At 64.4% G+C, this 24,451-nt stretch carries 21 protein-coding genes and 1 other RNA gene; 12 read left to right on the top strand and 10 right to left on the bottom strand.

Annotated features, from left to right (window positions below; translation table 11 throughout):
- Positions 1-72: 72 nt before the first annotated feature.
- The 4 genes from ligA to ILT44_RS04690 all read left to right on the top strand — a co-directional run bounded on the left by ligA (position 73) and on the right by ILT44_RS04690 (position 4,219).
- Positions 73-2,232 (top strand): NAD-dependent DNA ligase LigA, encoded by a 2,160-nt coding sequence (ligA, locus tag ILT44_RS04705; RefSeq protein ID WP_204238416.1) that lies wholly within the window; start codon positions 73-75, stop codon positions 2,230-2,232.
- Positions 2,233-2,279: 47 nt separating this feature from the next.
- A complete protein-coding gene (locus tag ILT44_RS04700) occupies positions 2,280-3,146 on the top strand; it encodes an AraC family transcriptional regulator (RefSeq protein WP_204238415.1) in 867 nt (288 codons plus the stop codon).
- Between the two features lie 66 nt (positions 3,147-3,212).
- A complete protein-coding gene (locus ILT44_RS04695) occupies positions 3,213-3,923 on the top strand; it encodes an AzlC family ABC transporter permease (RefSeq protein ID WP_204238414.1) in 711 nt (236 codons plus the stop codon).
- Positions 3,920-4,219 carry an AzlD family protein gene (locus ILT44_RS04690; RefSeq protein WP_204238413.1) on the top strand — a complete coding sequence of 100 codons (300 nt, stop codon included), beginning with the start codon at positions 3,920-3,922 and terminating at the stop codon, positions 4,217-4,219. The genes ILT44_RS04695 and ILT44_RS04690 overlap by 4 nt, the downstream gene beginning before the upstream one ends.
- Before the next feature lie 170 nt (positions 4,220-4,389).
- Here the strand turns inward: ILT44_RS04690 and ILT44_RS04685 are convergent, their stop codons facing one another.
- Positions 4,390-6,210: an aminopeptidase P family protein gene (locus ILT44_RS04685; RefSeq protein ID WP_204238412.1), complete on the bottom strand. Its 1,821-nt coding sequence runs from the start codon at positions 6,208-6,210 to the stop codon at positions 4,390-4,392.
- A gap of 287 nt (positions 6,211-6,497) precedes the next feature.
- On the opposite strand from ILT44_RS04685, the gene ILT44_RS04680 reads away from it, so the two are divergent.
- Positions 6,498-6,722, top strand: coding sequence for a hypothetical protein (locus ILT44_RS04680; protein ID WP_204238411.1), 225 nt, complete (start codon positions 6,498-6,500; stop codon positions 6,720-6,722).
- Between the two features lie 142 nt (positions 6,723-6,864).
- Here the strand turns inward: ILT44_RS04680 and ILT44_RS04675 are convergent, their stop codons facing one another.
- The gene (locus tag ILT44_RS04675; RefSeq protein WP_204238410.1) at positions 6,865-7,782 is read right to left on the bottom strand and encodes a 50S ribosomal protein L11 methyltransferase; all 918 of its coding nucleotides are present in this window, start codon (positions 7,780-7,782) and stop codon (positions 6,865-6,867) included.
- Between the two features lie 154 nt (positions 7,783-7,936).
- Here ILT44_RS04675 and ILT44_RS04670 point away from each other — a divergent pair, with 154 nt between their 5' ends.
- Entirely contained in the window at positions 7,937-8,812 is an 876-nt protein-coding gene (locus tag ILT44_RS04670) for an SDR family NAD(P)-dependent oxidoreductase (protein ID WP_204238409.1), read from the top strand.
- A 33-nt stretch (positions 8,813-8,845) separates the two neighbouring features.
- Here ILT44_RS04670 and ILT44_RS04665 read toward each other — a convergent pair whose 3' ends face one another.
- Positions 8,846-10,117 carry an SAM-dependent methyltransferase gene (locus ILT44_RS04665; RefSeq protein ID WP_204238408.1) on the bottom strand — a complete coding sequence of 424 codons (1,272 nt, stop codon included), beginning with the start codon at positions 10,115-10,117 and terminating at the stop codon, positions 8,846-8,848.
- A gap of 83 nt (positions 10,118-10,200) precedes the next feature.
- Positions 10,201-12,567 carry an ATP-dependent helicase gene (locus ILT44_RS04660; protein WP_204238407.1) on the bottom strand — a complete coding sequence of 789 codons (2,367 nt, stop codon included), beginning with the start codon at positions 12,565-12,567 and terminating at the stop codon, positions 10,201-10,203.
- Between the two features lie 149 nt (positions 12,568-12,716).
- Between ILT44_RS04660 and ILT44_RS04655 the strand changes: the two genes are divergently transcribed.
- Positions 12,717-13,001: a hypothetical protein gene (locus tag ILT44_RS04655; protein WP_204238406.1), complete on the top strand. Its 285-nt coding sequence runs from the start codon at positions 12,717-12,719 to the stop codon at positions 12,999-13,001.
- 59 nt (positions 13,002-13,060) lie between these two features.
- Here ILT44_RS04655 and ILT44_RS04650 read toward each other — a convergent pair whose 3' ends face one another.
- On the bottom strand, positions 13,061-13,603 hold the full coding sequence (locus ILT44_RS04650; protein WP_204238405.1) for a thioesterase family protein: 543 nt from the start codon (positions 13,601-13,603) through the stop codon (positions 13,061-13,063).
- 182 nt (positions 13,604-13,785) lie between these two features.
- Between ILT44_RS04650 and ILT44_RS04645 the strand changes: the two genes are divergently transcribed.
- Both ILT44_RS04645 and ILT44_RS04640 read left to right on the top strand, forming a co-directional pair.
- Positions 13,786-15,201, top strand: a complete 1,416-nt coding sequence (locus ILT44_RS04645) for an FAD-binding oxidoreductase (RefSeq protein ID WP_204238404.1) — start codon at positions 13,786-13,788, stop codon at positions 15,199-15,201.
- 83 nt (positions 15,202-15,284) lie between these two features.
- Positions 15,285-18,851 carry an AsmA family protein gene (locus ILT44_RS04640; RefSeq protein WP_204238403.1) on the top strand — a complete coding sequence of 1,189 codons (3,567 nt, stop codon included), beginning with the start codon at positions 15,285-15,287 and terminating at the stop codon, positions 18,849-18,851.
- Here the strand turns inward: ILT44_RS04640 and ILT44_RS04635 are convergent.
- The 3 genes from ILT44_RS04635 to fumC are packed head-to-tail and all read right to left on the bottom strand — an operon-like array spanning position 18,827 to position 20,683.
- Positions 18,827-19,084 (bottom strand): ribbon-helix-helix domain-containing protein, encoded by a 258-nt coding sequence (locus ILT44_RS04635; RefSeq protein ID WP_204238402.1) that lies wholly within the window; start codon positions 19,082-19,084, stop codon positions 18,827-18,829. The two genes, ILT44_RS04640 and ILT44_RS04635, sit on opposite strands and share 25 nt — an antisense overlap.
- A complete protein-coding gene (locus ILT44_RS04630; protein WP_204238401.1) occupies positions 19,085-19,273 on the bottom strand; it encodes a DUF4169 family protein in 189 nt (62 codons plus the stop codon).
- Between the two features lie 15 nt (positions 19,274-19,288).
- Complete coding sequence (gene fumC, locus ILT44_RS04625) at positions 19,289-20,683, bottom strand: class II fumarate hydratase (protein WP_204238400.1); 1,395 nt, start codon at positions 20,681-20,683, stop codon at positions 19,289-19,291.
- Between the two features lie 89 nt (positions 20,684-20,772).
- Here fumC and ILT44_RS04620 point away from each other — a divergent pair, with 89 nt between their 5' ends.
- Complete coding sequence (locus ILT44_RS04620) at positions 20,773-22,188, top strand: cytochrome P450 (RefSeq protein WP_204238399.1); 1,416 nt, start codon at positions 20,773-20,775, stop codon at positions 22,186-22,188.
- Positions 22,189-22,204: 16 nt separating this feature from the next.
- Here the strand turns inward: ILT44_RS04620 and ILT44_RS04615 are convergent, their stop codons facing one another.
- Together ILT44_RS04615 and ssrA are read right to left on the bottom strand one after the other, a co-directional pair.
- Entirely contained in the window at positions 22,205-22,807 is a 603-nt protein-coding gene (locus ILT44_RS04615) for an SspB family protein (protein ID WP_204238398.1), read from the bottom strand.
- Positions 22,808-22,830: 23 nt separating this feature from the next.
- Positions 22,831-23,187: a transfer-messenger RNA gene (gene ssrA, locus ILT44_RS04610) on the bottom strand.
- A 77-nt stretch (positions 23,188-23,264) separates the two neighbouring features.
- On the opposite strand from ssrA, the gene ILT44_RS04605 reads away from it, so the two are divergent.
- Together ILT44_RS04605 and ILT44_RS04600 are read left to right on the top strand one after the other, a co-directional pair.
- The gene (locus ILT44_RS04605; RefSeq protein WP_204238397.1) at positions 23,265-24,059 is read left to right on the top strand and encodes a thymidylate synthase; all 795 of its coding nucleotides are present in this window, start codon (positions 23,265-23,267) and stop codon (positions 24,057-24,059) included.
- 5 nt (positions 24,060-24,064) lie between these two features.
- Positions 24,065-24,361, top strand: a complete 297-nt coding sequence (locus ILT44_RS04600) for a DUF2293 domain-containing protein (protein ID WP_204238396.1) — start codon at positions 24,065-24,067, stop codon at positions 24,359-24,361.
- Positions 24,362-24,451 lie beyond the last annotated feature (90 nt).

Raw genomic sequence — 24,451 nt, 5'->3', positions numbered from 1 at the left:
TACCGTTTCTTCATGCCCCTGGAGACTCCGCCCGAGAGCGCTATGGTTCAAACACTCACACACGATTCGATCATGCCCCCACACAGCACCTCCTCTCAGAAGCCTGTCGATCACCTGACGCCCGATGAGGCCCGTGCCGAGCACGAGGCGCTCGGGGCCGAGATCGCGGAGCATGACCGGCGTTACTACGAGGAGGATGCGCCCTCCGTCTCGGATGCGGAATACGATTCCCTGCGCAAGCGCTACGAGGCGCTGGAGGATCAGTTTCCCGAACTGAAATCGCCCGAGAGCCTGACCCAGAAGGTCGGCTCCAAGGTCTCGGAAAAATTCGGCAAGATCCGGCATCGCGTGCCGATGCTGTCGCTGGCCAACGCCTTTGCCGACGAGGAGGTGGAGGAGTTCGTCGAGCGCATCCGCCGCTTCCTCAACCTGAAAGCCGATGCGCCTCTCGCCTTCACCGCCGAGCCCAAGATCGACGGACTGTCCTTGAGCCTGCGCTACGAGAACGGCAGGCTCGTGTCCGCCGCCACTCGCGGCGACGGAGCGGTGGGCGAGGACGTGACCAACAACGCCCGCACGGTAGGCGACATTCCCCACAGATTGAAGGGCTCAGGCGTCCCGGATGTTTTCGAGGTGCGGGGCGAGGTCTATCTTTCGCACGAGGATTTCGCCGCCATCAACGCGCGCCAGGAAGCGGCCGGCAAGGCGCTCTTCGCCAATCCGCGTAACGCGGCGGCGGGCAGCCTGCGCCAGCTCGATGCATCGATCACCGCTTCGCGTCCCCTGCGCTTCTTCGCCTATGCCTGGGGCGAGGTCAGCGCCATGCCGGCGGATACTCAACACGGCATGATGGAGTGCTTCAAGAGCTTCGGCCTCAAGGTCAATCCGCTGACGCGCCGCTGCGAGAGCATTGCAGAATTGCTGGAGCATTATCACGCCATCGAAAAGGACCGCGCCACTCTCGGCTATGACATCGACGGCGTGGTCTACAAAGTCGATAGTTTGAGCCTGCAGCAGCGCCTCGGCTTCGTCTCGCGTTCGCCGCGCTGGGCCCTGGCGCACAAGTTTCCGGCGCAGGAAGCGATGACGGTGCTGGAAGGCATCGAGATCAATGTGGGCCGCACAGGCTCGCTCAATCCGATCGCGCGGCTGAGGCCCGTCACCGTCGGTGGCGTCGTGGTGTCGAACGCGACCCTGCACAACGAGGATTACATCAAGGGCGTCGGCGGCAACGGCGAGAAGATCCGGGGCGGTGTCGACATCCGCATCGGCGACACGGTCGTCATCAACCGCGCCGGCGACGTGATTCCGAAGGTGCTCGACGTGGTGCTGGAGAAGCGCCCGGCCAAGGCGAAGCCTTACGAGTTCCCGACCACGTGTCCCGCCTGTGGCAGTCACGCCGTGCGCGAGGTCAACCCGCGCACTGGCAAGGAAGATGCCGTGCGCCGCTGCACCGGCGGCCTCATCTGTCCGGCGCAGGCCCGCGAGCGTCTAAAACATTTCGTGTCTCGCAACGCCTTCGACATTGAAGGCTTGGGCCTGCAGCGCATCGACGAATTCTACGAGGAAGGTCTGATCCAGCGCCCGCAGGACATCTTCACGCTGGAAGCGCGCAATGCGAAGAGCCTCAAGCGGCTGGAGAACCGGGAAGGATGGGGCGAGACGAGCGCGAAGAATCTCTTCGCCGCCATCGAGGCGCGCCGCTCGATCACGCTCAACCGCTTCATCTTCGCGCTCGGCATTCCCCATGTGGGCGAGACCTCCGCGCGCTTGCTGGCACGCCATTTCGGCACATTCGAGCATCTGCGCGAGACGGCGAAGGCTGCGGCCGATCCGGAATCGGAAGCGAATGCCGAACTGACCTCCATCGGCGGCATCGGACCGGTGGTGGCGGAGGCCATCGTCGAGTTCTTCAAGGAGGGGCATAACGAGGAGATGCTCGATGCGCTCCTCGCTCAAGTGAGCACCGAGCCGATGGAGGCGCCGGCCTCCGCAAGCTCGCCGGTCGCCGGCAAGACCGTGGTGTTCACCGGCTCGCTCGAGCAGATGACCCGCGAGGAGGCCAAGGCCATGGCCGAGCGGCTCGGGGCCAAGGTGGCGGGCTCCGTGTCCAAGAAGACGGATATCGTGGTGGCCGGCCCCGGCGCGGGCTCGAAGCTCGCCAAGGCGGCCGAGCTCGGACTTCAGGTCATGGATGAGGACGGCTGGTTCGCCCTCGTCGGGCGGGGGTGAGATTCCTGTCCAAGACACACGAGCCTCGATATGGCATGGTGGCGTCCATGACGGTGATCGCTCCTGAGGTCTCGCTCGATCCTGATCAGGTCGGATCGGGCGACGTGACGCATTTCTGGCGGGTGCCGCGCTATCGCGGCCTCGACTGCCTGCGCGCGACCTTCCGCCGTCACGCCTACGCCCGCCACAGCCACGACACCTATGCCATCGCGGCGGTGCTGGCCGGCTGCGAGACCTTCTTCCATCGCGGCGAGCAGCGTTACGTCCCGGCCGGCTCCGTGGCTGTCGTCTGTCCCGACGAGATCCATGACGGCGAACCCTATGGCGGCGGCTTCGAATATCGGACGTTCTATCCCTCGCCGGAGCTGATGCAGGAGATTGCCGAGGACATCGCAGGACGCCCGCTCTCCCGTCCGCCCTGGTTCCGGCATTCCGTCATCGAGGACCCTGAGCTTTTCCAGGCTCAGGTCAGGCTCCATGCCTGCCTCTGCCAGGAGGACAGCTGGACCTCCGAGATGGAGCAGGACACCCGGCTTGTCGACTTTCTGAGCCGTCTGATCGCCCGCTGGGCCGATCTCGATGCCCTGCCGAGTGTCCGCTACGGCTCGACGAGCATCCTGCGGGTACGGGATTATCTCGATGCCCATATCGGGGAGGAGGCGGACCTCGCCAACCTTGCGAACCTCGCAGGTCTGTCGCGCAGCCATTTCATCCGCGCCTTCGCCAAGGAAACCGGTCTGACGCCGCACGCCTATCTTCTCGACCGGCGCTTCCGCGCCGCGACCCGGTTGCTGGGGCAGGGCGAGGCGCCCGGCGATGTGGCCGCCGCCTGCGGCTTCTTCGATCAGAGCCACCTCAACCGCGTCTTCAAGGCCCGCATGGGCGTGACGCCGGGGGCCTACCGCTCTGCCTGAAACAGCACTTTCATCCAAGACCGGTTGTCCCCCGTCCTGCATAAGGCGGGGACAATGAGCAGAGCCATGGATCAAGCAAGTTCCTTTGTCCCCACCTACCGCCGCGAAATCCGCGCAGGCTTGCGCGACATCGCGCCGGTCGCCGTTGCGGCCCTCCCCATCGGCCTCCTGTTCGGCGCAGTCGCTTCCGCTAAAGGAATGTCGCCGCTTGAGGTCATCCTGATGTCTGCCCTCGTCTTCGCCGGAGGCGCTCAGTTTGCCGCCATCGAGTCCTGGATCCAACCAGCGCCTATCCTGACGCTCGCTTTCGCGACCCTGCTCATCAATGCACGTCATGTGCTGATGGGAGCGTCGCTCACGCCGAAGGTCCGGATGTCGCGGGTCCAGACCCTGCTGGCCTATTTCTTTCTCACCGACGAGGCCTGGGCCCTATCCGAGCGCCGCGCGCTGGAGCGGCCCGTGACCGGAGCCTATTGGTTTGCGATGGCCGTGGTGCTCTGGTCCAACTGGACGCTGTCGTCGACCATCGGCGCCATCCTCGGCTCGTTTCTCGGCGATCCCGAACGCATCGGCGCGGATTTCGCCTTCACGGCCCTGTTCATCGGCCTCGTCGCAGGCTTCGGCCGCAGCCGTGTCACTCTCGTCACGGTCGCGGTCAGTGCCGGCGTTGCGGCCCTCGTTCATTACTTCATCGGCGCGCCTTGGCATGTGGCCTCGGGGGCGCTCGCCGGCATTGCCGCCGCCTACATTGCCGCTCCCGAGGAGGCACGCTCATGAGCCTCGATACGACAACGCTGCTCGCCATCCTCACCATGGCGGTCGTGACCTATTTTACGCGCATAGCGGGCCTGTTCGTGGCCGACCGTCTCGTTCTCACGGGCCGCGCCAAAGCCGCCTTTGACGCCATTCCGCCTGCCGTGCTGGTCGCCGTGATCGCGCCGACCGCGCTCACCACCGGATGGGCGGAAGCCATCGCCGCGGCGATTACGGCCGTTGCGGCGTTCAGGCTTCCTCTGCTCGGCACGGTCGCCGTCGGCGTGATCGCCGTCGTGGCGCTGCGGAATCTGATTTGATCAGATCTCTTACTGTCATTCCGGGGCCGCGGAGCGGAGCCCGGAATCCATAACTGCCAACAGCGCAGGATAAGGCAAGCAGCATCCGATGCGCTTTGCCTATAGAGGTCGTGTTTATGGATTCCGGGCTCGGCTCTTGCGAGCCGCCCCGGAATGACAGTGCTGGCTTTCTAAGCGATCGCCTGCGTCGCGTTCTCCAACCAAGCTTGGGTCTCAGCATCGAGATGCGGGCGGATCTTTTCGCGAACGGCGGCGTGATAGGCGTTGAGCCAAGCAATCTCGTCCGCAGTCATGATCGCCGGCTCCACGAGGCGCAGGTCGATGGGCGTGAAGGTGAGCGTCTCGAAGCCCATCATCTCGCGGTCGCCGCCGGGGATCGTGCGCGGCTCCACGAGAATCAGGTTCTCGATGCGGATGCCGTAGGCTCCAGGCTTGTAGAAGCCCGGCTCGTTGGAGAGCATCATGCCGATTTCCAGCGGCGTGTGGCCGGTCTTGGCGATGCGCTGCGGGCCTTCATGCACGGAGAGATAGCTGCCGATCCCGTGGCCGGTGCCGTGATCGAAATCGAGGCCGGCGTCCCACAGCGGCTTGCGCGCGAAGGCATCGATCTGCGCGCCCGTCGTGCCCTTCGGAAACACCGCCTGCGCGATGGCAATATGGCCTTTCAACACGCGGGTGAAGCGGTCCTTCATCTCCGCATTCGGCTCGCCCACGATGATCGTGCGGGTGATGTCCGTCGTACCGTCCTCGTATTGCGCGCCGGAATCGATGAGGAAGATCTGGTTGCGCTCGATAGGGCGGTTGCTTGAGCTCGTGACGCGATAATGGGGCAGGGCGGCATTGGGGCCTGCGCCTGAGATGGTGGGAAACGAGACGTTTTTCAGAGCGCCCGTCTCGACGCGGAAGGCCTCCAGCGCCTCGACCGCATCGATCTCCGTGAGCTTGCCTGACGGCGCCTCTCGATCGAGCCACGCAAGGAAACGGGCCACCGCCACGCCGTCGCGCAGATGGGCCGCATGCGAACCTGCGATCTCGGCCCCGTTCTTGACGGCCTTCATGAGGGCGATCGGATCGGCGCCCACATCGACCTTGCCGCCCGCCGCCTCGATGCGCCGGATCAGAGCGACGGCGCCGGTGGCGGAATCGATGCGGATCTTGCCGCCGGTGCGGCCCAATTCGTCGAGGGCACCCTGGAAGCCGCTGATCGGCGCGAACGCGGCAAGATCGCCGACGGCGTCACCGGCCTCGTTCGTCACCTTCGCCGGGTCGAAGAACAGGCTGGCACGGCCCTCCCTGGGAAGAATGGCGTAGCCGAGCGGCAGGGGCGTGTGGCCCACATCGCCGCCGCGCAGGTTGAAGGTCCAGGCGAGATTGTGCGGGTCGGAAATGACGAGCGCGTCGATCTTGGCTTCCGCCATTTTCTTTCGGATGCGCTCCAGCTTGGCGGGAGCGGCCTCGCCGGCATAATCGAGCGGATGCGGCCGCACCGGAGCCTGCGGAGGCGCCGGCCGGTCGATCCAGATCACGTCGACTAGGTTCATGTCGACAGGGACGAGCTGTCCGCCCGCTCGGCCGACAGCCTGCTCCAGCCGCTTCAGGCCGTCACTGGTGTGAAGCCAGGGATCGTAGGCCAGGGTGCCGCCCTGCGGCAGGTGCTCGGCGATCCAGTCCTCGGGCGTGAAATCGGTAAGCTGAACCGGCGTGATGACGGAGGTGTCCACCTGCTCGGCCGCCTGTACCGTATAGCGTCCGTCGACCACGAGGGCGGCCTTGTTCTGGAGAATGACCGCTGTGCCGGCGGAGCCTGTGAACCCGGTGAGCCAGGCCAGACGCTCCGCGCTTTTCGGCACGTATTCACCCTGATGCTCGTCGGACCTGGGCACGATGAAGCCGTCGAATCCGCGGCGTGCCATTTCGGCGCGCAGCTTGGCAATGTGCTTGGGTCCTTGGGCAGGGGTGGTCGTGTCGTCGAAGAACTGGAACTGAGCCATGGGAAGCGGCACCGGAGATCGAAATGAGCGGGGCGACACGCTAGGGCGTAGCGGCCTTGGCTGCAACCGGCACGGTCTTGCAAAAGATGCTGCGTTTTAGGGCACGGCGCTCATGAAACATGCACCAGATGACTAGTAGTTAGCTTTTTATAGCCGCGTTCTGCGCTCAATGCATGGCGTATATGTGATCTTGTGACTACTACCAAAGTCGAGCCGAGCTTATCTTTCAGACAACAAGAACAGAGGAGCGCTGAAGGTCTCAGCACCGATCTGTTGGAGATGAGCCCATGACCACAGCCGTTTTTCCGTCCCACTTCGTGAGCCCCGTGAATGCTTCATCCAAGCTTTCGCAGGTCATGTCCCGGATCATGTATGCCCTCATCGAGAGCCGCGCCCGGAGCGCCGCACAAGAGCTGCGCCGCCACGAGGCCTTCATAGCCGAACTCGGCCGCAGGCAGGATCACTCGCCGCTGTTCCTCGATCAGACCGACGATTTGCCGTTCAAGCTCTAAGTGTCTGTCCTCCAAAGAAAGCCAAGACCATGATCATCATCACTGCCATGAAAGCTATCCGCGAAGTCTGGACGGAGACCCTCAAGCTCCGCCGCGAACTCGCCAAGCGCTATCCGGGCGTTCTGGCCGAGTAACGAGCCGATCAGTGGGGCAGTGCACGAGCGCTGCCCCGCTTCATCACCAGCGCCGCCCAGCCCTCGAGATCGTATCGGCGCTGCAGGTACCAGCCTTGGTGCGCATAAGCTGACAGAACACCAGGGACGTCGCGGGTGAGAAGCCCCGACAGGATGATTGTCCCGTCATCGCTCGCCACACGCGCCAGCGCCGGTGCAAGCATCCGCAGGGGCTTGGCCAGGATGTTGGCGAAGACAAGGTCGAAGTGCCCTGGACGGTCAGCATCCGCATGGCGGATGCCAGGACCCACATAAAGCCTCATCCAAGCCCCGATTCCATTGAGCCGCGCATTCTCCCGCGCGACCCGCACCGCTTCCGGGTCGATATCCCCTGCTACAACCGGGCGCTTCAGAATCTTTGCCGCGGCAAAGGCCAGAATGCCCGTGCCGGTGCCGACATCAAGCACGTGGCGGGGCGTCCGCATCTTCAACTCGTCCACGAAAGCGAGCAGGCAGCCCAAGGTGGTGCCGTGATGGCCCGTACCGAAGGCGAGGCCTGCCTCGATCTCGATGGAGATGTCGCTGGGGCGCCGCTGCTCCCGGTCATGGGAGCCGTGAACGAAGATGCGGCCGGCGCGGACGGGTTTAAGACCTTCCAGCGACGACTTCACCCAATCCTTCTGCTCGAGAGGCAGGAAAACACCCTTGTCCGCCTCCGCGCCGACGATGGGGCGCAGGAGATTGCGAATCGCCACTTCGTCCGGCTGGTGCGCGAAATAGGCCTCCAGCATCCAGGGGCCGCCGTCTTCCGTCTCGAACGAGGCGACGGCCGTCTCGGCGGGATCGAAGATCTCGCCGATCATGTCGGTCATGGCACGTGCGGAGCGCTCGTCCGTGGTGATGCGGAAGACGTGGGTCGGGCGGTTGGGGTGAAGACCTTCAAGCATGATGTCGCCTTATCACTGCTCGCGACGCAGGTCACCTGTCCGTGAGATGCAGGCTGCAGAGGAACCGTCGCGAAGGCGGTCCGTTGTGCTCTCGCACGGCGACAGCATGGCGGCATCGCCATGGCTGCGCTTGTTCCCTTCCCAGGAGATCCCCATGACCGGACGCCTCTTCGACAAGGTTGCCATCGTGACGGGTGCCGGCACCGGCATCGGCGAAGCCATCGCCCTCAAATTCGCACGGGAAGGCGCGCGCCTTCTCCTCGTCGGCCTGCCGGACGACCCGGTCGAGGACGTCGCCCGGACGATCAATCAGGCGGGCGGCTTTGCGGAGATCTACCTGGGCGACATTGCCGAAGAGCGTCACGCCGAAGCTGCTGTTGAAGCCTGCGTGAGCGCATATGGGCGCCTCGACGTGCTCGTCAACAATGCGGGCATGTTCCTGGTCGCAGCGGAAACGCAGGATTATCCCATCGACAAGTTCGATGAAACCCTGCGGGCGAACGTGCGCTCCGTCTTTCTCATGACCAAGTTCGCCCTGCCTCACCTTCAGAAGACCTATGGCAACATCGTTTCCACCGGCTCGGAAGCCGGCATGATCGGCATCGCCAAGAACACCATGTATGGCGGCACCAAGGCCTTCATCCACTCCTTCATGCGTGGAGTGGCCGTGGAGCAGGCCGCATACGGCGTCCGGGCCAATTGCGTCTGTCCCGGTCCAATCGATACGGCATGGACTCACAAGTCGAGCGGCCCGATGGACGCGGAGATGGAGTCGATGATGATCGACGCGACGCCGATGGGCCGCCGCGGCATGCCGGAGGAGGTCGCGAACGTGTTCTGCTTCCTCGCCTCCGATGAAGCCAGCTACGTCACCGGGGCGCTCTATACGGTCGACGGTGGCGTGACGATTGCAAAAGGATCCGTCGGCTCCATGGCCTCCTCGCACTTCAAGAAGCAGCCCAAGGGCAAGCTGCCGACCCGGCATTCGCATGACGGCTTGAAGAACAAGGATTACGAGACGCTGACCTGAAGACCAGCAAGCCGTTCAAGCTGATGCCGGATCTCAAACCGGCGTCAGTTCCCTGGCCGGCTCCAGCACCTTGAGGCGCTCCGCTTCCTTCGCCTTGTACTCGCGCTGCACATCCGTGACGTAGTCGCGCACGATCGGAGCCGCGTCGCGCCTGCGGGCAAGCTGCATGTGGAAGACGAGCTGGCTGCCGGTCGTGAACATGGTCTCTGCGCTGATGAGGTAGAACTCGAACATGCGGCAGAACCGCTCGTCGTACATGGCAGCGATTGTCTCGCGATTGGCCTCGAAGCGCCGGTGCCAATGGTTGAGCGTCTTGGCGTAGTGGAGTCGCAGGAACTCGAGATCCGTCACCCACAATTGGTTCTGCTCGACGACCGGGAAAACCTCGGACAGGGCAGGGGAATAGGCGCCGGGGAAGATGTACTTGCGCAGCCATGGGCTTGCGGTGCCGGGCGGGCTCATCTTGCCGATGGAGTGCAGGACCATGAGGCCGTCGTCGTCGAGCAGGGCGTTGATCTTGGCGAAGAACTCGCCGTAATGGTGAACGCCCACATGCTCGAACATACCGACCGAGACGATGCGGTCGAATTTCTTCTCCACCTTGCGATAGTCGAGCAGCTCGAAGCGCACGCGATCCGACAGGCCCGCGCGCCGCGCCTTCTCGTTGGAGAGCGCATGCTGCTCCTTCGAGAGCGTGACGCCCGTGACGTCCACATCCTCCATGGCCGCGAGATAAAGCGCCAGATCGCCCCAGCCGCTGCCGATGTCGAGGACTTTCATGCCAGGCTTGAGGCGGAGCTTCGATGCGATGAGGCGGAGCTTGTTCTGCTGCGCCTCCTCCAGAGTGTCGTCCTCGTTGGTGAAATAGGCGCAGGAATACTGCATGCCCTTGTCGAGGAAGAGCTTGTAGAAATCGTTGCCCAGATCGTAGTGATGGGCCACGTTCTGTTGCGCCTTGCCGACGGGGTTTGCCTGCTGAAACCGTTTCACGCCGCGTGAGATGCGCTTGAGCACGCTCTGAAGCGGGTAGTTCGCTAAGGTAGAACGGTTCATCGAGAAGAGGTTCAGGAAGTCGCGCAGGTTCGAGCCGTCCTCGAAGCTCATGCGGCCATCCATATAGGCCTCGCCGGCGTGCAGTTCCGGATTGAGGAAGAGCTTGTGATAGAGCGAGCGGTCCGTCAGCCGCATCGTGACGCTCGGCCCCGGCCCCTCTCCTCCGAACGTGTGGATGCCGCCCTCCGCATCGATCACCTTGAGGGTTCCGGCGCGTACGAAGGATTTCAGCATGTTGGACAGCGGGAACATCGGCACCTCATGGGACGGTCGTTCGGGGCGGATGGTTCCACACTTGTGCGCAAGTGGCTAGAGGGAGAAAACCCGAAGCCTGCCTACCCCAACGCTTCCACGAAACTGTCGAGCACCATCTTCCGTCCGGCCTTGTCGAACTCGACGGTGAGCTTGTTGCCGTCCACAGCCTCGATGGTGCCTGGGCCGAATTTGGAGTGGAGCACACGTCCGCCGACCTTGAAGCCCGAGCCGCCGGTGGACTTTGCCACCAGCTCGCCCTCGATCAGCATGGGCCCACGCCGGTCGCCCGAGCGGCGGGCCGAATAGCCGCCGTCCTCAGTGGTGCTGGCGCGATGCGCCTGGGCGCGCTGCCAGCCGGGGGTCTGGTAGGACGAGCCGCTGAAAGGCTGCATCCGGTCGAAGCGCGAGCCGCCATAGGAGAAGTTGGCAGGTGCTTCTGCGATCTCCACGTTCGACTCCGGCAGATCGTCGACGAAGCGGCTGGGCACGGTCGAGTTCCACAGGCCGTGGATGCGTCGGTTGGAAGCGAAGTAGATCTTGGCGCGACGCCGGGCGCGGGTGAGGCCGACATGCGCGAGACGACGCTCTTCCTCCAGGCCGGCGCGGCCGCTCTCGTCGAGGGCGCGCTGGTTCGGGAAGAGGCCTTCCTCCCAACCGGGCAGGAAGACCGTGTCGAATTCCAGGCCCTTTGCCGCATGGAGCGTCATCAGGCTGACCCGCTCAGCGGTGTCGGATTCGTTGGCCTCCATCACGAGGGAAACGTGTTCGAGGAAGCTCTGCAGGTCCGGGAATTCCTCCATGGAGCGCACGAGTTCCTTGAGGTTGTCGAGGCGCCCGGCCGCATCGGCCGACTTGTCCTTCTGCCACATGTCGGTATAGCCGGACTCCTCCAGCACCGTCTGCGCGACCTCGGATTGCGACTGGGTCTCGGAAAGCTTCGCCCAGCGGCCGAAGGAGATGAGAAGATCGCGTAAGGTGGCGCGGGGCTTCGGCTTCAGCTCGTCGGTCTCGACGATGAAGCGTGCCGCCTCCATCAGCGGCACGCGGGCCGCGCGGGCATGGTTGTGCAGCACCTGGATCGTGGCATCGCCCAATCCGCGCTTCGGCACATTGACGATGCGCTCGAAGGCGAGGTCGTCGGCCGGCTGGTTGACGACGCGCAGGTAAGCCAGCGCATCACGGATTTCCGCGCGCTCGTAGAAGCGTGGACCGCCGATGACGCGATAGGGCACGCCCAGCGTCACGAGCCGGTCTTCGATCTCGCGCATCTGGGCCGAGATGCGCACGAGGATCGCGATCTCGGAGAGCGAATGCTTCTTGGCATGGAGCGCCTCGATCTCTTCGCCGATGAGGCGGGCTTCGTCCTCGGAATCCCAGGCGCCGGTGATCGTCACCTTCTCGCCCGGTTCGTCTTCCGTGCGCAGGGTCTTGCCGAGGCGGCCCTGGTTCTTGGCGATAAGGCCGGACGCGGCGGAGAGGATGTGGCCCGTGGAACGATAGTTGCGCTCGAGCCGGATCACGGTGGCGCCAGGAAAGTCGTGTTCGAAGCGCAGGATGTTGTCGACTTCCGCGCCGCGCCAGCCATAGATCGACTGGTCGTCGTCGCCGACGCAGCAGAGATTTTTGCGCGCCTGGGCAAGAAGGCGCAGCCAGAGATACTGGGCGACGTTGGTGTCCTGGTACTCGTCCACCAGCATGTAGCGGAAGCGGTTCTGATACTGCTCCAGGATGTCGGGATGCTCGCGCCACAGGCGCAGGCATTCCAGCAGCAAATCGCCGAAATCGACGGCGTTCAGGGTCTTCAGCCGATCCTGGTAGGCCCGGTAGAGCCGCCCGCCCTTGCCGTTGGCGAAGGCCCCGGCCTCGCCCGCGGGCACCTGATCGGGCCCGAGGCCGCGGTTCTTCCAGCCGTCGATATAGCCGGCGAGCTGGCGCGCCGGCCAGCGCTTCTCATCGATGCCTTCGGCCTCGATCACCTGCTTCATCAGGCGCAGCTGGTCGTCCGTGCCGAGGATGGTGAAGTCGGAGCGCAGGCCCACGAGTTCGGCATGGCGGCGCAGGATCTTGGTGCCGATGGAGTGGAACGTGCCGAGCCACTGCATGCCCTCGGCCACGGGGCCGATGACGGCGGTGATGCGCTCGCGCATCTCCCGCGCGGCCTTGTTGGTGAACGTCACGGACAGGATCTGGGACGGATAGGCCCGCCCGGTGGCAATCAGATGGGCGATCCGGGTCGTGAGCACCCGGGTCTTGCCGGTGCCGGCGCCGGCCAGCACGAGGACGGGGCCCTCTGTCGCCTCCACGGCGGCGCGCTGCTCCGGGTTCAGGCCGTTCAGGTAGGGAGACTGAGGCGCCACCGCCGCACGGGCGCGGGCGCTCAGCGAGCCTGACGCCGGCTCATGGGCAAGATTGTCCTTCGGATCGGGTCTGGGGTCGGACTGATTCATCGGCGGGACCATGGATCAAAAGGCGAACGGCGTCGAGCCCGGATTGCCTGTCGATCCTGCCGCAGGCGCGAACTTTCGAGGCCAGGAAGTCATTGTTGAGGAGAGGCCTCATCCTCATATGGGGATGAAGGACCAAAGAGGAATGTCCCATGCGTTTCGTGGTGGCCCTTGCCATCGTCTCAAGCCTCATCCTGCCCTTGGCCGTCCCTGTGGCCGCCCAGACGCGCCTGCCCCGGGTCAGCCCATCGGAGCGGAGCACGAGAGATATCAACCGGCGGATCCAACAGGATCAGCGGCTTCTGAACCTGGAGGAGCGGATCCAGATGGAGAACAACCAGATCCGCCAAGACATCCAGCGGGAGCGCCTCTTCCCTCAACGCTCATTGGCTCCGCTTCCCCGCGCCGGCTGCCCGCGCGGCTCGATCAGCTGCTAGAGCATCGGATCCAAAAGCAGCGCAGCGTTGGGCGCGGCCCTCTGGGTCCGTACGATGCGCTAGTGGCGAGTGCCTGAAGCCGACAGGGCCTCTTCAATCTCCGCCTTGCGCGGAATGCCGATCACGCGGCCCAGGTTCTGCGGCTTGGGCAGGCGGTGATGAGTGGTCTTCATGACGGCGAGGTTGGCCAGGATGTCATCCGGGAACGGGCTGACCTTCCGGGTTTCCATGTCCACATGCAGGGACAGACCCTCCATGGCGGCGGCAACCCAGCCCTCAGTGGCATGGCGGATTTCCATGTAGTAATGGATACGCTTCTCGTCGTAATCGACAAGCTGGAGCGTAACACGCACGTGGTCGTGCAGCTTCAATTCACGCTTGTAAAGCGTGTGGATTTCGGCCGCGAAGAAGGAGGCCTTGCGCTTTTCCAGATAATCGTGGCCAAGGCCGACCAGGCTGAAGCCTTCCTCTACGGCCCTGTCGAAGAGCACGTGGTAATAGGCCATGTTCATGTGGCCGTTGTAGTCGATCCAAGCGGACTCGACCCGCATCGTGGAGGACACGAAGGGTGCAAAGAAAAAGACGGGTGTCCGCTTTTCCATCCTCAGTCTCGTCCCTCGAGGTCTCTCAGATGCTCATCCCTTTCTGTCTGAAGCAACAATATTAGCATGTTGCGGCGGGTTGTGCATGAGGGTGCGGCATCTTTCTCATCCGGAGTGTTGCCTTTGCAACGGTTCTGGTAGCTATGGGTCACTTGAGCATCACAACCGGATCTGAAGCCTTCATGAATGCGCCCGATGTTACCGTCCGCCAGAAGCCGACGGATGCCTCACTCGCCTCCCTCCTCACCGAGCTTTCGGAGCGTTTCAGCGACCGTGTCGTGACCTCGGCTGCGGTGCGTGAGCAGCACGGGCACTCGCTGACCTGGGTGAAGAACCAGCCGCCGGACATCGTCGTCTATCCCAGGACGACGGAGGAGGTGGCTGAGATGGTCAAGCTCTGCGCTGCCCACGAGATCCCGATCATTCCCTATGGCACCGGCACGTCTCTGGAAGGGCACGTCAATGCTCCCTATGGGGGCGTCTCCATCGACCTGAGCCTGATGAAGCGCATCATCGCGGTCCATGACGAGGATCTCGACTGCGTGGTCGAGGCGGGCGTGACCCGCAAGGAGTTGAACGAGCATCTGCGGGATAAGGGATTGTTCTTCCCCATCGATCCCGGCGCGGACGCCTCCATCGGCGGCATGGCCGCAACCCGGGCGTCGGGCACCAATGCGGTGCGCTACGGAACCATGAAGGACGTGGTCCTGGCGCTCACCGCCGTGCTGCCCGATGGCGAAATCGTGAGGACGGCAAGCCGCGCCAAGAAAAGCTCGGCGGGCTACGATCTCACCCGTCTTCTCATCGGCTCGGAGGGAACGCTGGGCATCATCACCGAGATCACCCTGAAGCTCCACGGCATCCCGGAGGCGATCTCGGCCGGCATCTGCCCGTTCCCATCGGTCAAGGCAGCCTGCGACGCCGTGATCATGACGATCCAGTCAGGCATCCCGGTGGCCCGTATCGAGTTGCTCGATGAGGTGCAGGTGAGGGCGGTCAACCTCCATTCCAAGCTCTCCCTGCCGGAGAGCCCCCTGCTGCTGCTGGAATTCCACGGCTCCGAAGCCGGCGTGCAGGAGCAGGCCGAGCGTTTCGGCGAAATCGCAGCCGAGTTCAGCGGAGGCCCCTTCGAATGGGCCACGAAGCCCGAGGACCGCTCGCGCCTCTGGCAGGCGCGGCACGATGCGTATTGGGCCGCCAAGGGGCTGCGGCCGGGAGCCCAGTCCGTGGCGACGGACGTCTGCGTGCCGATCTCGCGGCTGGCCGAATGTGTCGATGCCACGAAGCAGGACATCCTGGAGAGCGGTCTCGTCGCTCCCATCGTCGGCCATGTGGGCGACGGCAATTTCCATGTCCAACCCCTCGTGAACACGGACGATCCGGCGGAGATCGAGGCTTGCGAGGCCTTCGTCGACCGGCTGGTGCGGCGGGCGGTGGCCATGGAGGGCACCTGCACGGGCGAGCATGGGGTCGGGCAAAAGAAGATGAAGTACCTGGAGATCGAGCACGGCCCAGCCGCCCTGGGCCTCATGCGCGTCTTGAAACAGGCGATCGATCCGCACAACATCATGAATCCGGGCAAGATCATCGCGCTTTGATGGTGGAACACGGTGAACGGCGCTCCCGGTCCTTGCCGTCATGGGGTAAGGACGTCTCAGAGTAACGGAGAAATGACAGCCTCTTGCGCGATATCCTGACGATCATCGCATCCATCGTGATCCTGATCCTGGCGATTGCCGTGGCGGCGCCTCCCTTCATCCCGTGGGAGGCCTATCGCGACGCGATCGACCAGGCGATTGCGCGCGCCTCCGGCACCGAGGCTCAGACGGAAGGCAATATCAGCATCCGTCTGTTGCCTGAGCCGAGGATCATTCTCGACCGCCTGAGGCTCGGCGGGAAGACGCCGGACTCGCCAGTTCTGACGGCTGACAGCGTCTGGGCGGAGGTCGCCCTGACGCCGCTGCTGCGGGGCGAAGTGCGTTTCACCGAAACGCGGGTGGCGCGCGCCGACATCCGCATTCCGGTTGCCGGAGACGGCGAGTGGCGCCTGCCGCCGGAGCTGGTGTCCGGCAGCGCGAGGGCCCGTGAGTGGGCCATCGAGAACCTCGCCGTCGGCCAGCTTCTCGTCACCACCCAGAGCGCAAGCACCGGCCGCACCAATCAGGCCTTTGCGGAGAACGTCCTCATCGAGGGGCAGAAGCTCATCGGCCCCTGGCGCGTCGAGGGGACGACGTCCGGGATCCCCTTCCGCCTCGTGACCGGGGAGCTGGGCGAGGACAAGACCATCCAGGTGAAGCTCTCGGGCGGAGGCGACATCTATCCGCGCTTCGATCTCGATGCCCGGCTGGGCTTGAACGAAGGCACCGGCGAGGCCGCGACACCGAATGTGTCCGGCAAGGCGAAGGTCCTGTTCGGACCGCCGGCGCAGGTGGCCGCTGCCGGCATCCCGATCCCGATCGTCGTCGAGACGGAGTTCAAGACGGTTCCGGGTGCCGTCGAGCTCAATCCCGTGAGCCTGGAAGCGGGCGAGGGCGGTGCGAGCCTGCGCATGACCGGAGAGGGCCGCATCGGGCTCAACGATCCGCGCATTTCGCTGCGGCTCGAAGGGCGCCGACTCGATGCGGACAGCTTCATCCTCTCCTCGAACGGGCAGGATTTTAAAAGCAGGCTCCAGCAATGGTCCCTGCCGCTGATCCGGGTGCCGATCGATCTCGACCTCAAGCTCGACAGCATCGGCCTGGGCCAGGAGGATCTGACCAACGCCGTCCTGCGCCTGTCCCTGGACACGGGCCGGGCACGGCTGGACCGGATCGAGTTCAATGCTCCGGGCGATACCAAGGTGGCCCTCGAAGGGCAGCTCGGACTGACCACCAGGGGCGGCATCAACGGCAAGGTGGCCCTTGCCTCCGGCGCATCCGACCGTCTGGCGCGCTATCTTGCCCGCATTGGCCTCAACTCGCCTCTGCTGACGGCATTGGACGGACGAAAGATCGAAGCGTCATCGGAGGTTGCGTTCTCGAATCCCGTCCTCTCCTTCAACCGCCTGCGGCTGAAGATGGGTGAGTCGACGCTCACCGGGAATGTTCGCTACACGGCGCCGGAGGCGAGCGAGCGCGGAAGGCTGGAGGCGCAGGTTGCCATCCAAAGCCTGAACCTCGACGATCTGCCGCAGGTCTCAAGCATCTTCCAAGCCACCGAGAATCTCGATGTCGGCTTCATTCTGGATGCGCGCGGGGTCAGCGCCGGCAAGAGCCCGGCGACAGGGCGGATCACGGCCCGCATTCTCTCCGACGGCCCGGCGCTGCTCGTCGAGACCCTCGACATCGTGGATCTCGCCGGCGCCAATGCCCGGGTGCGCGGGCGGATCGCTCCGGATGGCTCGGGCCGGATCTCCGGCAAGGTCACCGCCCAGCGTGCCGATCCTCTGGTCGATCTCCTGGGAAGCGTCTGGATCGGCGGAATCTCCAAGCTCGTGCCGTACTTCGTCCGTGAAGGCGCGCTCGACCTGGACGTCGCGTCCGAACGGGTGGCGCCCGTTCCCGGCTCGAACGAGCTGCGCTTGCGCACGACCGCGACCGGTCGCGTGGCGGGCGGTCCCTTCGAAGGCCAAGTCGAATCCATCGACGGGCGGACCGAGAGCCTCATCCTCGGTCTCTCCACCGAGAACACCGGGCGCTGGGTGAACCGGGCGAACATGGCCGGCCTGAACCGTCCCTCCCGGGTCGATCTCCGCGGGTCCCGTGTGGGCTCCGGGCTGTTCAACGTCACACTCGCCGGCGACATTGCAGGTGTGAAGGTGGCGACCACGCGGCCGTTCGCCCTGAGCGCAGGCGACGATGTGGTGGACAGCGGCGAGGCCGAGATCGCGACACCCGACATCACGCCTTTCCTGCTCCTGCTGGGAGACGGGGCCGGCGTGACTCCGCCGATGCCGGTGAGTGGGCGGGTGACCCTCGGTCGGGAGCGGGGGGCGACCCTCCTCGATATCAACGCCAAGATCTCGAACGACCCTGTGCAGGCGCGCCTCGTGGCAGCGTCCCGCTCGGAGATCAGTGGAGACGTTTCCTTAGGCCGCCTCTCCATGCCCTGGCTCGTGGCAGCCCTATCCCTCAACATACCGGGCGATCAAAGCGCAACGTCGATCTGGTCCAATGCCCGGTTTGGCCAGAGCGGACGCCTCGTCTCTGGTGGGCAGGTGACGTTCCGGGCCGGTACGCTCGACCTGGGCCGCGGACTCCAGGCCACACGTGCCTCCTTCGTCGTCGGGGCGCAGCCGGATGGCATCTCCATCCGCAATCTCGATGCGACGATCGGCTCAGGAAGGATCACGGGGACAACCACGATCACCCGGCAGGGAGCCCTTGCCACCATCGTTGGCGAGGGGGCCCTTGATCGCGTGCCTCTGTGGGCTCTGACCGGCTCCACCCCCTTCGAGGCCGTCCTGTCCGGTCCCCTCCGGTTCGGGGCCGCGGGCTCGAGCCTCTCCGAGCTTGTGACCAATCTCGGCGGGGCCGGTGACTGGCAGGTTACGAATCTGCGCATCCCCGCAGCTGATCCGAACGTATTCGACAGGGCCCTCAAGCGCGCGCTTGCGGAGAACGATCCGCTGGTCGAAGGCAAGGCGGAGGCGATCTTCGGGATCGAGCTCGGGCGTGCCCCCTTCAACGCCGGCACGGTTCGGACATCAGCGGCTCTCGTCGGTGGGTTGCTGCGGCTCTCGCCCTTCGTGGCCGAAAGCGGGCCCGCCATCTGGCAGGGCGGAATCACATACGACTTGAAGACCCTGCAGCTCGATGCCCGCGGCTCCCTCACGGCGAAGGCCGCCCCGCCCGAGTGGGCCGGCGCCCCGCCATCCATTGGCTTGAACTGGCAGGGCTCTCTGTCAGCCCCTGTCCGGCAGGTCGATGCGGGTCCGTTCCGCAATGGGCTGGCCGCCATCGTTCTCAAGCGAGAGCTGGAAAAAATCGAGGCCTTCGAGCGGGCTGCGGCGGAGCGACAGCGTCAGATCGATGCGCAGCGCGAGGCCGAACGGCAGAGGGCGAGGGCAGCGGAAGAGGAGGCGTTGCGCCAGGCGAGGGCTCGGGCCGAGGCCGAGCGGGCCCGCCGCGAGGCGGAGCGGCTGCAGTCGGAGCAGCAGAACCAGCCGGAGACCGACACGCCGCCGTCGCAGATTTCCGTGCCACCCCTGAACCCGCCGGTCGAGGTCAGACCTCCGCCGTCGGTCTATGGCACCTCGCCAACCCGCTGATCCGCCTTGGCCTCGCCCAGGCGATGGCGCAGATCGGTCAGCACGAACACGCGAATGGCCGAGGACAGGTTCTGCTCGCCCCGTTCCGCGTCGATGCGCCCGATCAGGGCCTGAATGGAGAGTTTCTCCCGCTCCGCGATCTCCCTTAAGCCCTCCCAGAAAGGCTCCTCGAGGGAGATGCTCGTCCGGTGGCCGGCGATGGACACGGAGCGCTTGACGACGGCAAAGCCCATTCACGGCGTCTCGTCGGGATCGCGCTTGTGAGCGTCGAGGCGGCTCTTCGCCAGATCCTGCTCGGCTTTTGTCAGGTCCTTCTCGGCCTTGGTGCGGCCAAACGCGATGCGGTTCTCGTCGGCGCGGGCCTCCTTCTCGGCCCGCGCCTTGTGCTTGCGCGCCTGGCGCAGATTGATGATCTCAGCCATGGCGCTTGTTCTATCTCATTCGCCCGGCTGAAGCATCGTCTCGGGGCGCACGACGGCGTGGAAGTGGTCTTCCGCCACACCGGCCTTGAGGGCTTCCTCCTTGAGGGTTGTGCCGTTCTTATGCGCGGACTTGGCGATGGCGGCCGCCTTGTCGTAGCCGATCGACGGAGCGAGCGCCGTGACGAGCATCAGGGAGCGCTGCATCAGCTCGGCGAGGCGTTCCCTGTTCGGCTCGATGCCGACGACGCAATTGTCAGTGAAGCTGATCGCACCGTCCGCGATGAGACGGATCGACTGCAGCACGGCGTTCACGATCACCGGTTTGAATACGTTGAGCTCGAAATGGCCCTGGCTTCCGGCGAAGGTGACCGTGGTCTGGTTGCCGGCGACCTGGCAGCACAGCATCGTCATGGCCTCGGCCTGGGTCGGGTTGACCTTGCCGGGCATGATGGACGAGCCGGGCTCGTTCTCGGGCAGCGAGATCTCGCCGATGCCGGAGCGCGGGCCCGAGCCCATCAGGCGGATGTCGTTGGCGATCTTGAACAGGCCGGCGGCGAGGCTTGCCAGCGCCCCATGGGTGTAGACGAGAGCATCGTTGGAAGCCAATGCCTCGAACTTATTGCTAGCCGAAGTGAAGGGCAGGGCCGTCAGTTCCACCACCTTCGAGGCGAAGCGATCCGCGAATTCCGGATGGGCGTTGAGACCCGTGCCGACGGCGGTGCCGCCCTGGGCGAGAGCATAGATGCCGGGAAGGGTCTGTTCGACGCGGGCGATGCCGAGCTGGACCTGGGCGGCATAGCCGGAGAATTCCTGGCCGAGGGTGACCGGGGTCGCATCCTGCAGGTGCGTGCGGCCGATCTTCACGATGTCCTTGAAGGCCTCGGCCTTCTCGTTCAGCGCCTTGTGCAGGTGCCTGAGCGCCGGAACCAGGCGGTCATGAACCTCGCGGGCAACCGCAATATGCATGGCGGTGGGGAACGAGTCGTTCGACGACTGGCCCATGTTCACGTGATCGTTCGGGTGAACCGGCTTCTTGCTGCCGCGCTCGCCGCCGAGGCGCTCGATGGCGAGGTTCGAGAGAACCTCGTTCATGTTCATGTTGGACTGGGTGCCAGAGCCCGTCTGATACACCACGAGCGGGAACTCATCGTCATACTTGCCCTGCACCACGTCGGCGGCGGCACTCGCAATCGCATCGGCCAGGCGCGGCTCCAGCTTGCCGAGATCCTTGTTCACAAGGGCGGCAGCCTGCTTCACGATGGCCAGCGCATGGACCAGGGGCAGCGGCATCCTGTCCGTCCCGATGCGGAAGTTTTGGAGAGAGCGCTGCGTCTGCGCACCCCAAAGCTTGTCGGCGGGAACGTCGATGGGGCCGAAGGTATCTGTTTCGATGCGGGTTGAGGGCGACATCCTGACCTCTTTCGATGGAGTTGCGTGTTCTTATCTCAAATGATGGCGCTCGCAACTGCGAACGCGCATCGGAGGCTTGGTAAATTCGCATGAGCGACACCCTGGAAGCGCCCCTTTTCCGTCCGCCTCACCCGAAGCCCCGCACCGAGCCGTTGGGCATGGTCGCATTCTTGCGGGCCGTGCGCGAGAATCCTCTGAATACCTGGATGGAGGCGCATTTCGAGGAATCGATCCTCACGGGCGAGGGGGCCCTGGGTCGTATGACGGTGGTGAACGATCCCGTCGCCATCCGCCACATCCTCGTGGATAACGCCGCCAACTACCGCAAGGACGACCTGCAGATCCGGATCCTGGCTCCCGGCCTGGGACGGGGGCTCGTGACGGCGGAGGGCGACGAGTGGAGGCTTCAGCGCCGCACCATCGCGCCGCTCTTTACGCCGCGGACCGTCAGCAGCTTCTTTCCGGATATGGTCGAGGCGGCAGAACGCCTCGTCAAACGCTGGCAGAGGCGCCCCGAGGGACGGGTGGTCGATGCTGCCCTCGACATGACGCGGGTCACCCTCGACGTGCTCGAGCGGACGATCTTTACACAGGGCGTGCCGAAGGATCCCGATGCCCTGGGGCGTGCCATCACCCGCTACTTCAACGCGCTCGGCCGGGTCGATCCGCTCGACATCTTCGGATTCCCGGACTGGGTGCCCCGGATCGGGCGCCTGCGCGCAAGGCCGTCGATCCAGTTCTTCGAGGAGACCGTCAATGCGCTGATCGAGGCCCGCAAGGCGCTGCTTGCCCGCGGCGAGCCTGCTCCACGGGACCTCCTGACCCTGCTCCTGGAGGCGGCGGATCCCGAAACCGGCAAGGGGCTGAGCGACATCGAGGTGCGGACGAACATCGTCACCTTCATCGGCGCCGGGCATGAGACCACGGCCAATGCCCTGTCCTGGTCGCTTTATCTTCTCTCGCAGGACGAACGGGCCCGTGTCCGTGTCGAACGGGAGGTGGACGAAGTGCTGGGTGACGGGCCGATCGAGCCCGGTCATCTGGATCGCCTCGTCTATACCCGTGCGGTGATCGACGAGGCGATCAGGCTTTATCCGCCGGCGCCTTACATGAGCCGGACGGCCCTTGAGGACGACAGGATCGGAGATCTGGAGATTCCGGCAGGCTCGATGGTGGTGATCGCCCCTTATGTTCTTCACCGGCACCGGAAGCTTTGGGACGAGCCCGACGCCTTCCAGCCCGAGCGCTTTCTCCCTGAGAACCGCAAGCGGATCGACCGCTTTGCCTATCTGCCGTTCGGAGCGGGCCCCAGGGTCTGCATCGGCGCGAGCTTCTCGCTGCAGGAGGCGGTGATCGTTCTTGCGACAATCGCCCGTTCCCTGCGGCTCGATCTCGTCGAGGGGCACGAGGTCGCTCCTGTGCAGCGCATTACCCTGAGGCCGCGGGGCGGCCTGCCCATGCAGCTGACGCAGCGTGTGCGGAAACAGGCTCTGGCCGAGGCCTGAACCGGGATGAGGGGGCTCAGTTCTTCTTGCGAAAGGAGTCGAGGCTGACGACCTCTGCGCTGCCTGCTGCGGCGGCGCCATCGGTCTCAGAAGCCTGCTCCGCAGATTCCTCTGCGGGCTTGGCCTTGGAAGTGGCTGCCGGCTTTTCCGTCTGGTGGAGCGGCTTGCGCGGCTGCTTCAACTCCACAGGCTCGGACGCAGCGCCGCGAAGCGGCTGCGGTGCCGGTGAAGCCTCTGGAGCCTCCTCCTCTTCACTCTCGTCCTGGCTGTCGAACTTGAGGCCGAACTGGACGGAGGGATCGAAGAAACCGGTCAGGGCATCGAACGGGATGAGCAGCCGCTCCGGAATGCCGGAGAAGGAGAGCCCCACCTCGAAGGTGTGCTCGGTCACGTTGAGATCCCAGTACTGGTGCTGGAGGACGATGGTCATCTCCTGAGGATACTTTTCGCGCAGGCGGTTCGAGAGGCGAACGCCTGGAAAATCCGTCTGGAAGGAGATGTAGAAGTGGTGCTCGCCAGGAAGCCCGTCCTTGGCATCGATCAGCACCTTGCGCACGACGCCCTTGAGCGCTTCCTGCACCAGAAGATCGTAGCGGATCAGGTCTTTACCACCGGCCATAAGCGAGCCCTTGCAGAAACAAAAGTGGAGGCTTCTGTTGCCAGGTGCCTCCGGACCCCGCCTTACGGTGCTAACCGCAAGGGCTTTGAGTCGGCTTTAGGGACCGCTTACGCAGCCACTGCAACCGGAGCATAGTTGTCGTTGGCAACTATAGATTCGGCCCGATAACGGCGGAACCATGCCGAGCGAAAGTCTACCCTTTACGCCCTCGTCGATCCTATTTCGCCCCCGCCGAAGTCCAGATCCTGCCTGGATTTTGGTGGAGGCGCCGGGTACCGCCCCCGGGTCCGATGGGTTTATTCCGATAGCCGTTTATCGCCATAGCCGATCTTGCGACCGGCACCTCCAATATAGGTGGGGCGGACGGAATTTGAAAGGGTGGGTTGTCCCCACCCTTCATTGAAAAGTGACTCGGAAGGCTGTTGCCGCTGCCCTATGATTGAGTGAGGAGTACCGCATGCAGGCCTATCTCGATCTCATCCGCCGCATCATGGACGAGGGTGTCCGTAAGGACGATCGCACCGGAACGGGCACGATTTCCGTGTTCGGCCACCAGATGCGCTTCGATCTCAGCGAGGGATTCCCGCTCGTCACCACGAAGAAGCTGCATCTGCGATCCATCATCCATGAGCTGCTTTGGTTTCTGAAGGGGGACACCAATACCCGTTACCTGAGGGAGAATGGTGTCACGATCTGGGACGAGTGGGCGGACGAGAACGGCGATCTCGGTCCCGTCTACGGCAAGCAATGGCGCTCCTGGGCCAAGCCCGATGGCGGCACCGTCGACCAGATCCGATGGGTTCTCGACGAGATCCGCCGCAATCCCGACAGCCGCCGCCTCATCGTGTCCGCCTGGAACCCGGCCGATCTCGACAAGATGGCGCTCGCGCCCTGTCATTGCCTGTTCCAGTTCTATGTCGCGGAGGGACGGCTCTCCTGCCAACTCTACCAGCGCTCAGCGGACGTTTTCCTGGGTGTGCCCTTCAACATTGCCTCCTACGCGTTGCTCACCCACATGATGGCGCAGGCCACCGGCCTTCAGCCCGGCGATTTCGTCCATTCCTTCGGCGATGCGCACCTCTACCTCAACCATCTGGAACAGGCGCGCCTCCAGCTCTCGCGCGAACCAAGGGCTCTGCCGAAGCTGCGGCTGAACCCGTCCGTGCGCTCGCTCTTCGACTTCACCTTCGACGACATTGCCATCGAGGATTACGATCCTCATCCGGCGATCAAGGCTCCCGTCGCAGTCTGACCGTCATGAACAGGCGCGAGGCCATCGAGAGCGCCGTCCGCATTCTCGCCCCCCGCATTCCGCGCCACGAATTCGAGGCCGTGACGGACCATGCGCTGGGCAGCCGCGGCCTGCACGCCGCCTCGCCCGAGACAGCCGCCTGGCTGTCCCTCACGGCCTATATCCGTCACAGGCTGACCGATTACGACAGCCTGCTGGAGGACGGCTATGATGTGGAGAGCGCCCGCTTCTTCGTCCTCGACGACATGAATGCAGTCCTGGAGGAGTGGGGATCCCCTCGGCGAGTTCTGGAGGAGGAATAAAGGCCAGGGAGCCGCGCAATCCGCACTGTTCAAGGCAGGTGTAATCGGTTAGGACCGACGATATATTGTATATCATTCGTGTTTTGAGGT

Source organism: Microvirga arvi (assembly GCF_016892765.1).
GTDB classification, from domain to species: Bacteria; Pseudomonadota; Alphaproteobacteria; order Rhizobiales; family Beijerinckiaceae; genus Microvirga; species Microvirga arvi.
Note: the sequence above shows the minus strand (reverse complement) of the source record. Positions and strands in the feature narration are given on the sequence as shown.

What these genes read in the sequence shown, in the direction of transcription:
- ligA (WP_204238416.1), top strand. Translation starts at nt 73, where the DNA reads ATGCCCCCACACAGCACCTCCTCTCAGAAGCCTGTCGATCACCTGACG.
- ILT44_RS04650 (WP_204238405.1), bottom strand. Translation starts at nt 13,603, where the DNA reads ATGGAAAAGCGGACACCCGTCTTTTTCTTTGCACCCTTCGTGTCCTCC.
- ILT44_RS04675 (WP_204238410.1), bottom strand. Translation starts at nt 7,782, where the DNA reads ATGCTTGAAGGTCTTCACCCCAACCGCCCGACCCACGTCTTCCGCATC.
- ILT44_RS04680 (WP_204238411.1), top strand. Translation starts at nt 6,498, where the DNA reads ATGACCACAGCCGTTTTTCCGTCCCACTTCGTGAGCCCCGTGAATGCT.
- ILT44_RS04600 (WP_204238396.1), top strand. Translation starts at nt 24,065, where the DNA reads ATGAACAGGCGCGAGGCCATCGAGAGCGCCGTCCGCATTCTCGCCCCC.
- ILT44_RS04700 (WP_204238415.1), top strand. Translation starts at nt 2,280, where the DNA reads ATGACGGTGATCGCTCCTGAGGTCTCGCTCGATCCTGATCAGGTCGGA.
- ILT44_RS04685 (WP_204238412.1), bottom strand. Translation starts at nt 6,210, where the DNA reads ATGGCTCAGTTCCAGTTCTTCGACGACACGACCACCCCTGCCCAAGGA.
- ILT44_RS04645 (WP_204238404.1), top strand. Translation starts at nt 13,786, where the DNA reads ATGAATGCGCCCGATGTTACCGTCCGCCAGAAGCCGACGGATGCCTCA.
- ILT44_RS04655 (WP_204238406.1), top strand. Translation starts at nt 12,717, where the DNA reads ATGCGTTTCGTGGTGGCCCTTGCCATCGTCTCAAGCCTCATCCTGCCC.
- ILT44_RS04615 (WP_204238398.1), bottom strand. Translation starts at nt 22,807, where the DNA reads ATGGCCGGTGGTAAAGACCTGATCCGCTACGATCTTCTGGTGCAGGAA.
- ILT44_RS04690 (WP_204238413.1), top strand. Translation starts at nt 3,920, where the DNA reads ATGAGCCTCGATACGACAACGCTGCTCGCCATCCTCACCATGGCGGTC.
- ILT44_RS04695 (WP_204238414.1), top strand. Translation starts at nt 3,213, where the DNA reads ATGGATCAAGCAAGTTCCTTTGTCCCCACCTACCGCCGCGAAATCCGC.
- ILT44_RS04665 (WP_204238408.1), bottom strand. Translation starts at nt 10,117, where the DNA reads ATGTTCCCGCTGTCCAACATGCTGAAATCCTTCGTACGCGCCGGAACC.
- ILT44_RS04670 (WP_204238409.1), top strand. Translation starts at nt 7,937, where the DNA reads ATGACCGGACGCCTCTTCGACAAGGTTGCCATCGTGACGGGTGCCGGC.
- ILT44_RS04630 (WP_204238401.1), bottom strand. Translation starts at nt 19,273, where the DNA reads ATGGCTGAGATCATCAATCTGCGCCAGGCGCGCAAGCACAAGGCGCGG.
- fumC (WP_204238400.1), bottom strand. Translation starts at nt 20,683, where the DNA reads ATGTCGCCCTCAACCCGCATCGAAACAGATACCTTCGGCCCCATCGAC.
- ILT44_RS04605 (WP_204238397.1), top strand. Translation starts at nt 23,265, where the DNA reads ATGCAGGCCTATCTCGATCTCATCCGCCGCATCATGGACGAGGGTGTC.
- ILT44_RS04620 (WP_204238399.1), top strand. Translation starts at nt 20,773, where the DNA reads ATGAGCGACACCCTGGAAGCGCCCCTTTTCCGTCCGCCTCACCCGAAG.
- ILT44_RS04635 (WP_204238402.1), bottom strand. Translation starts at nt 19,084, where the DNA reads ATGGGCTTTGCCGTCGTCAAGCGCTCCGTGTCCATCGCCGGCCACCGG.
- ILT44_RS04660 (WP_204238407.1), bottom strand. Translation starts at nt 12,567, where the DNA reads ATGAATCAGTCCGACCCCAGACCCGATCCGAAGGACAATCTTGCCCAT.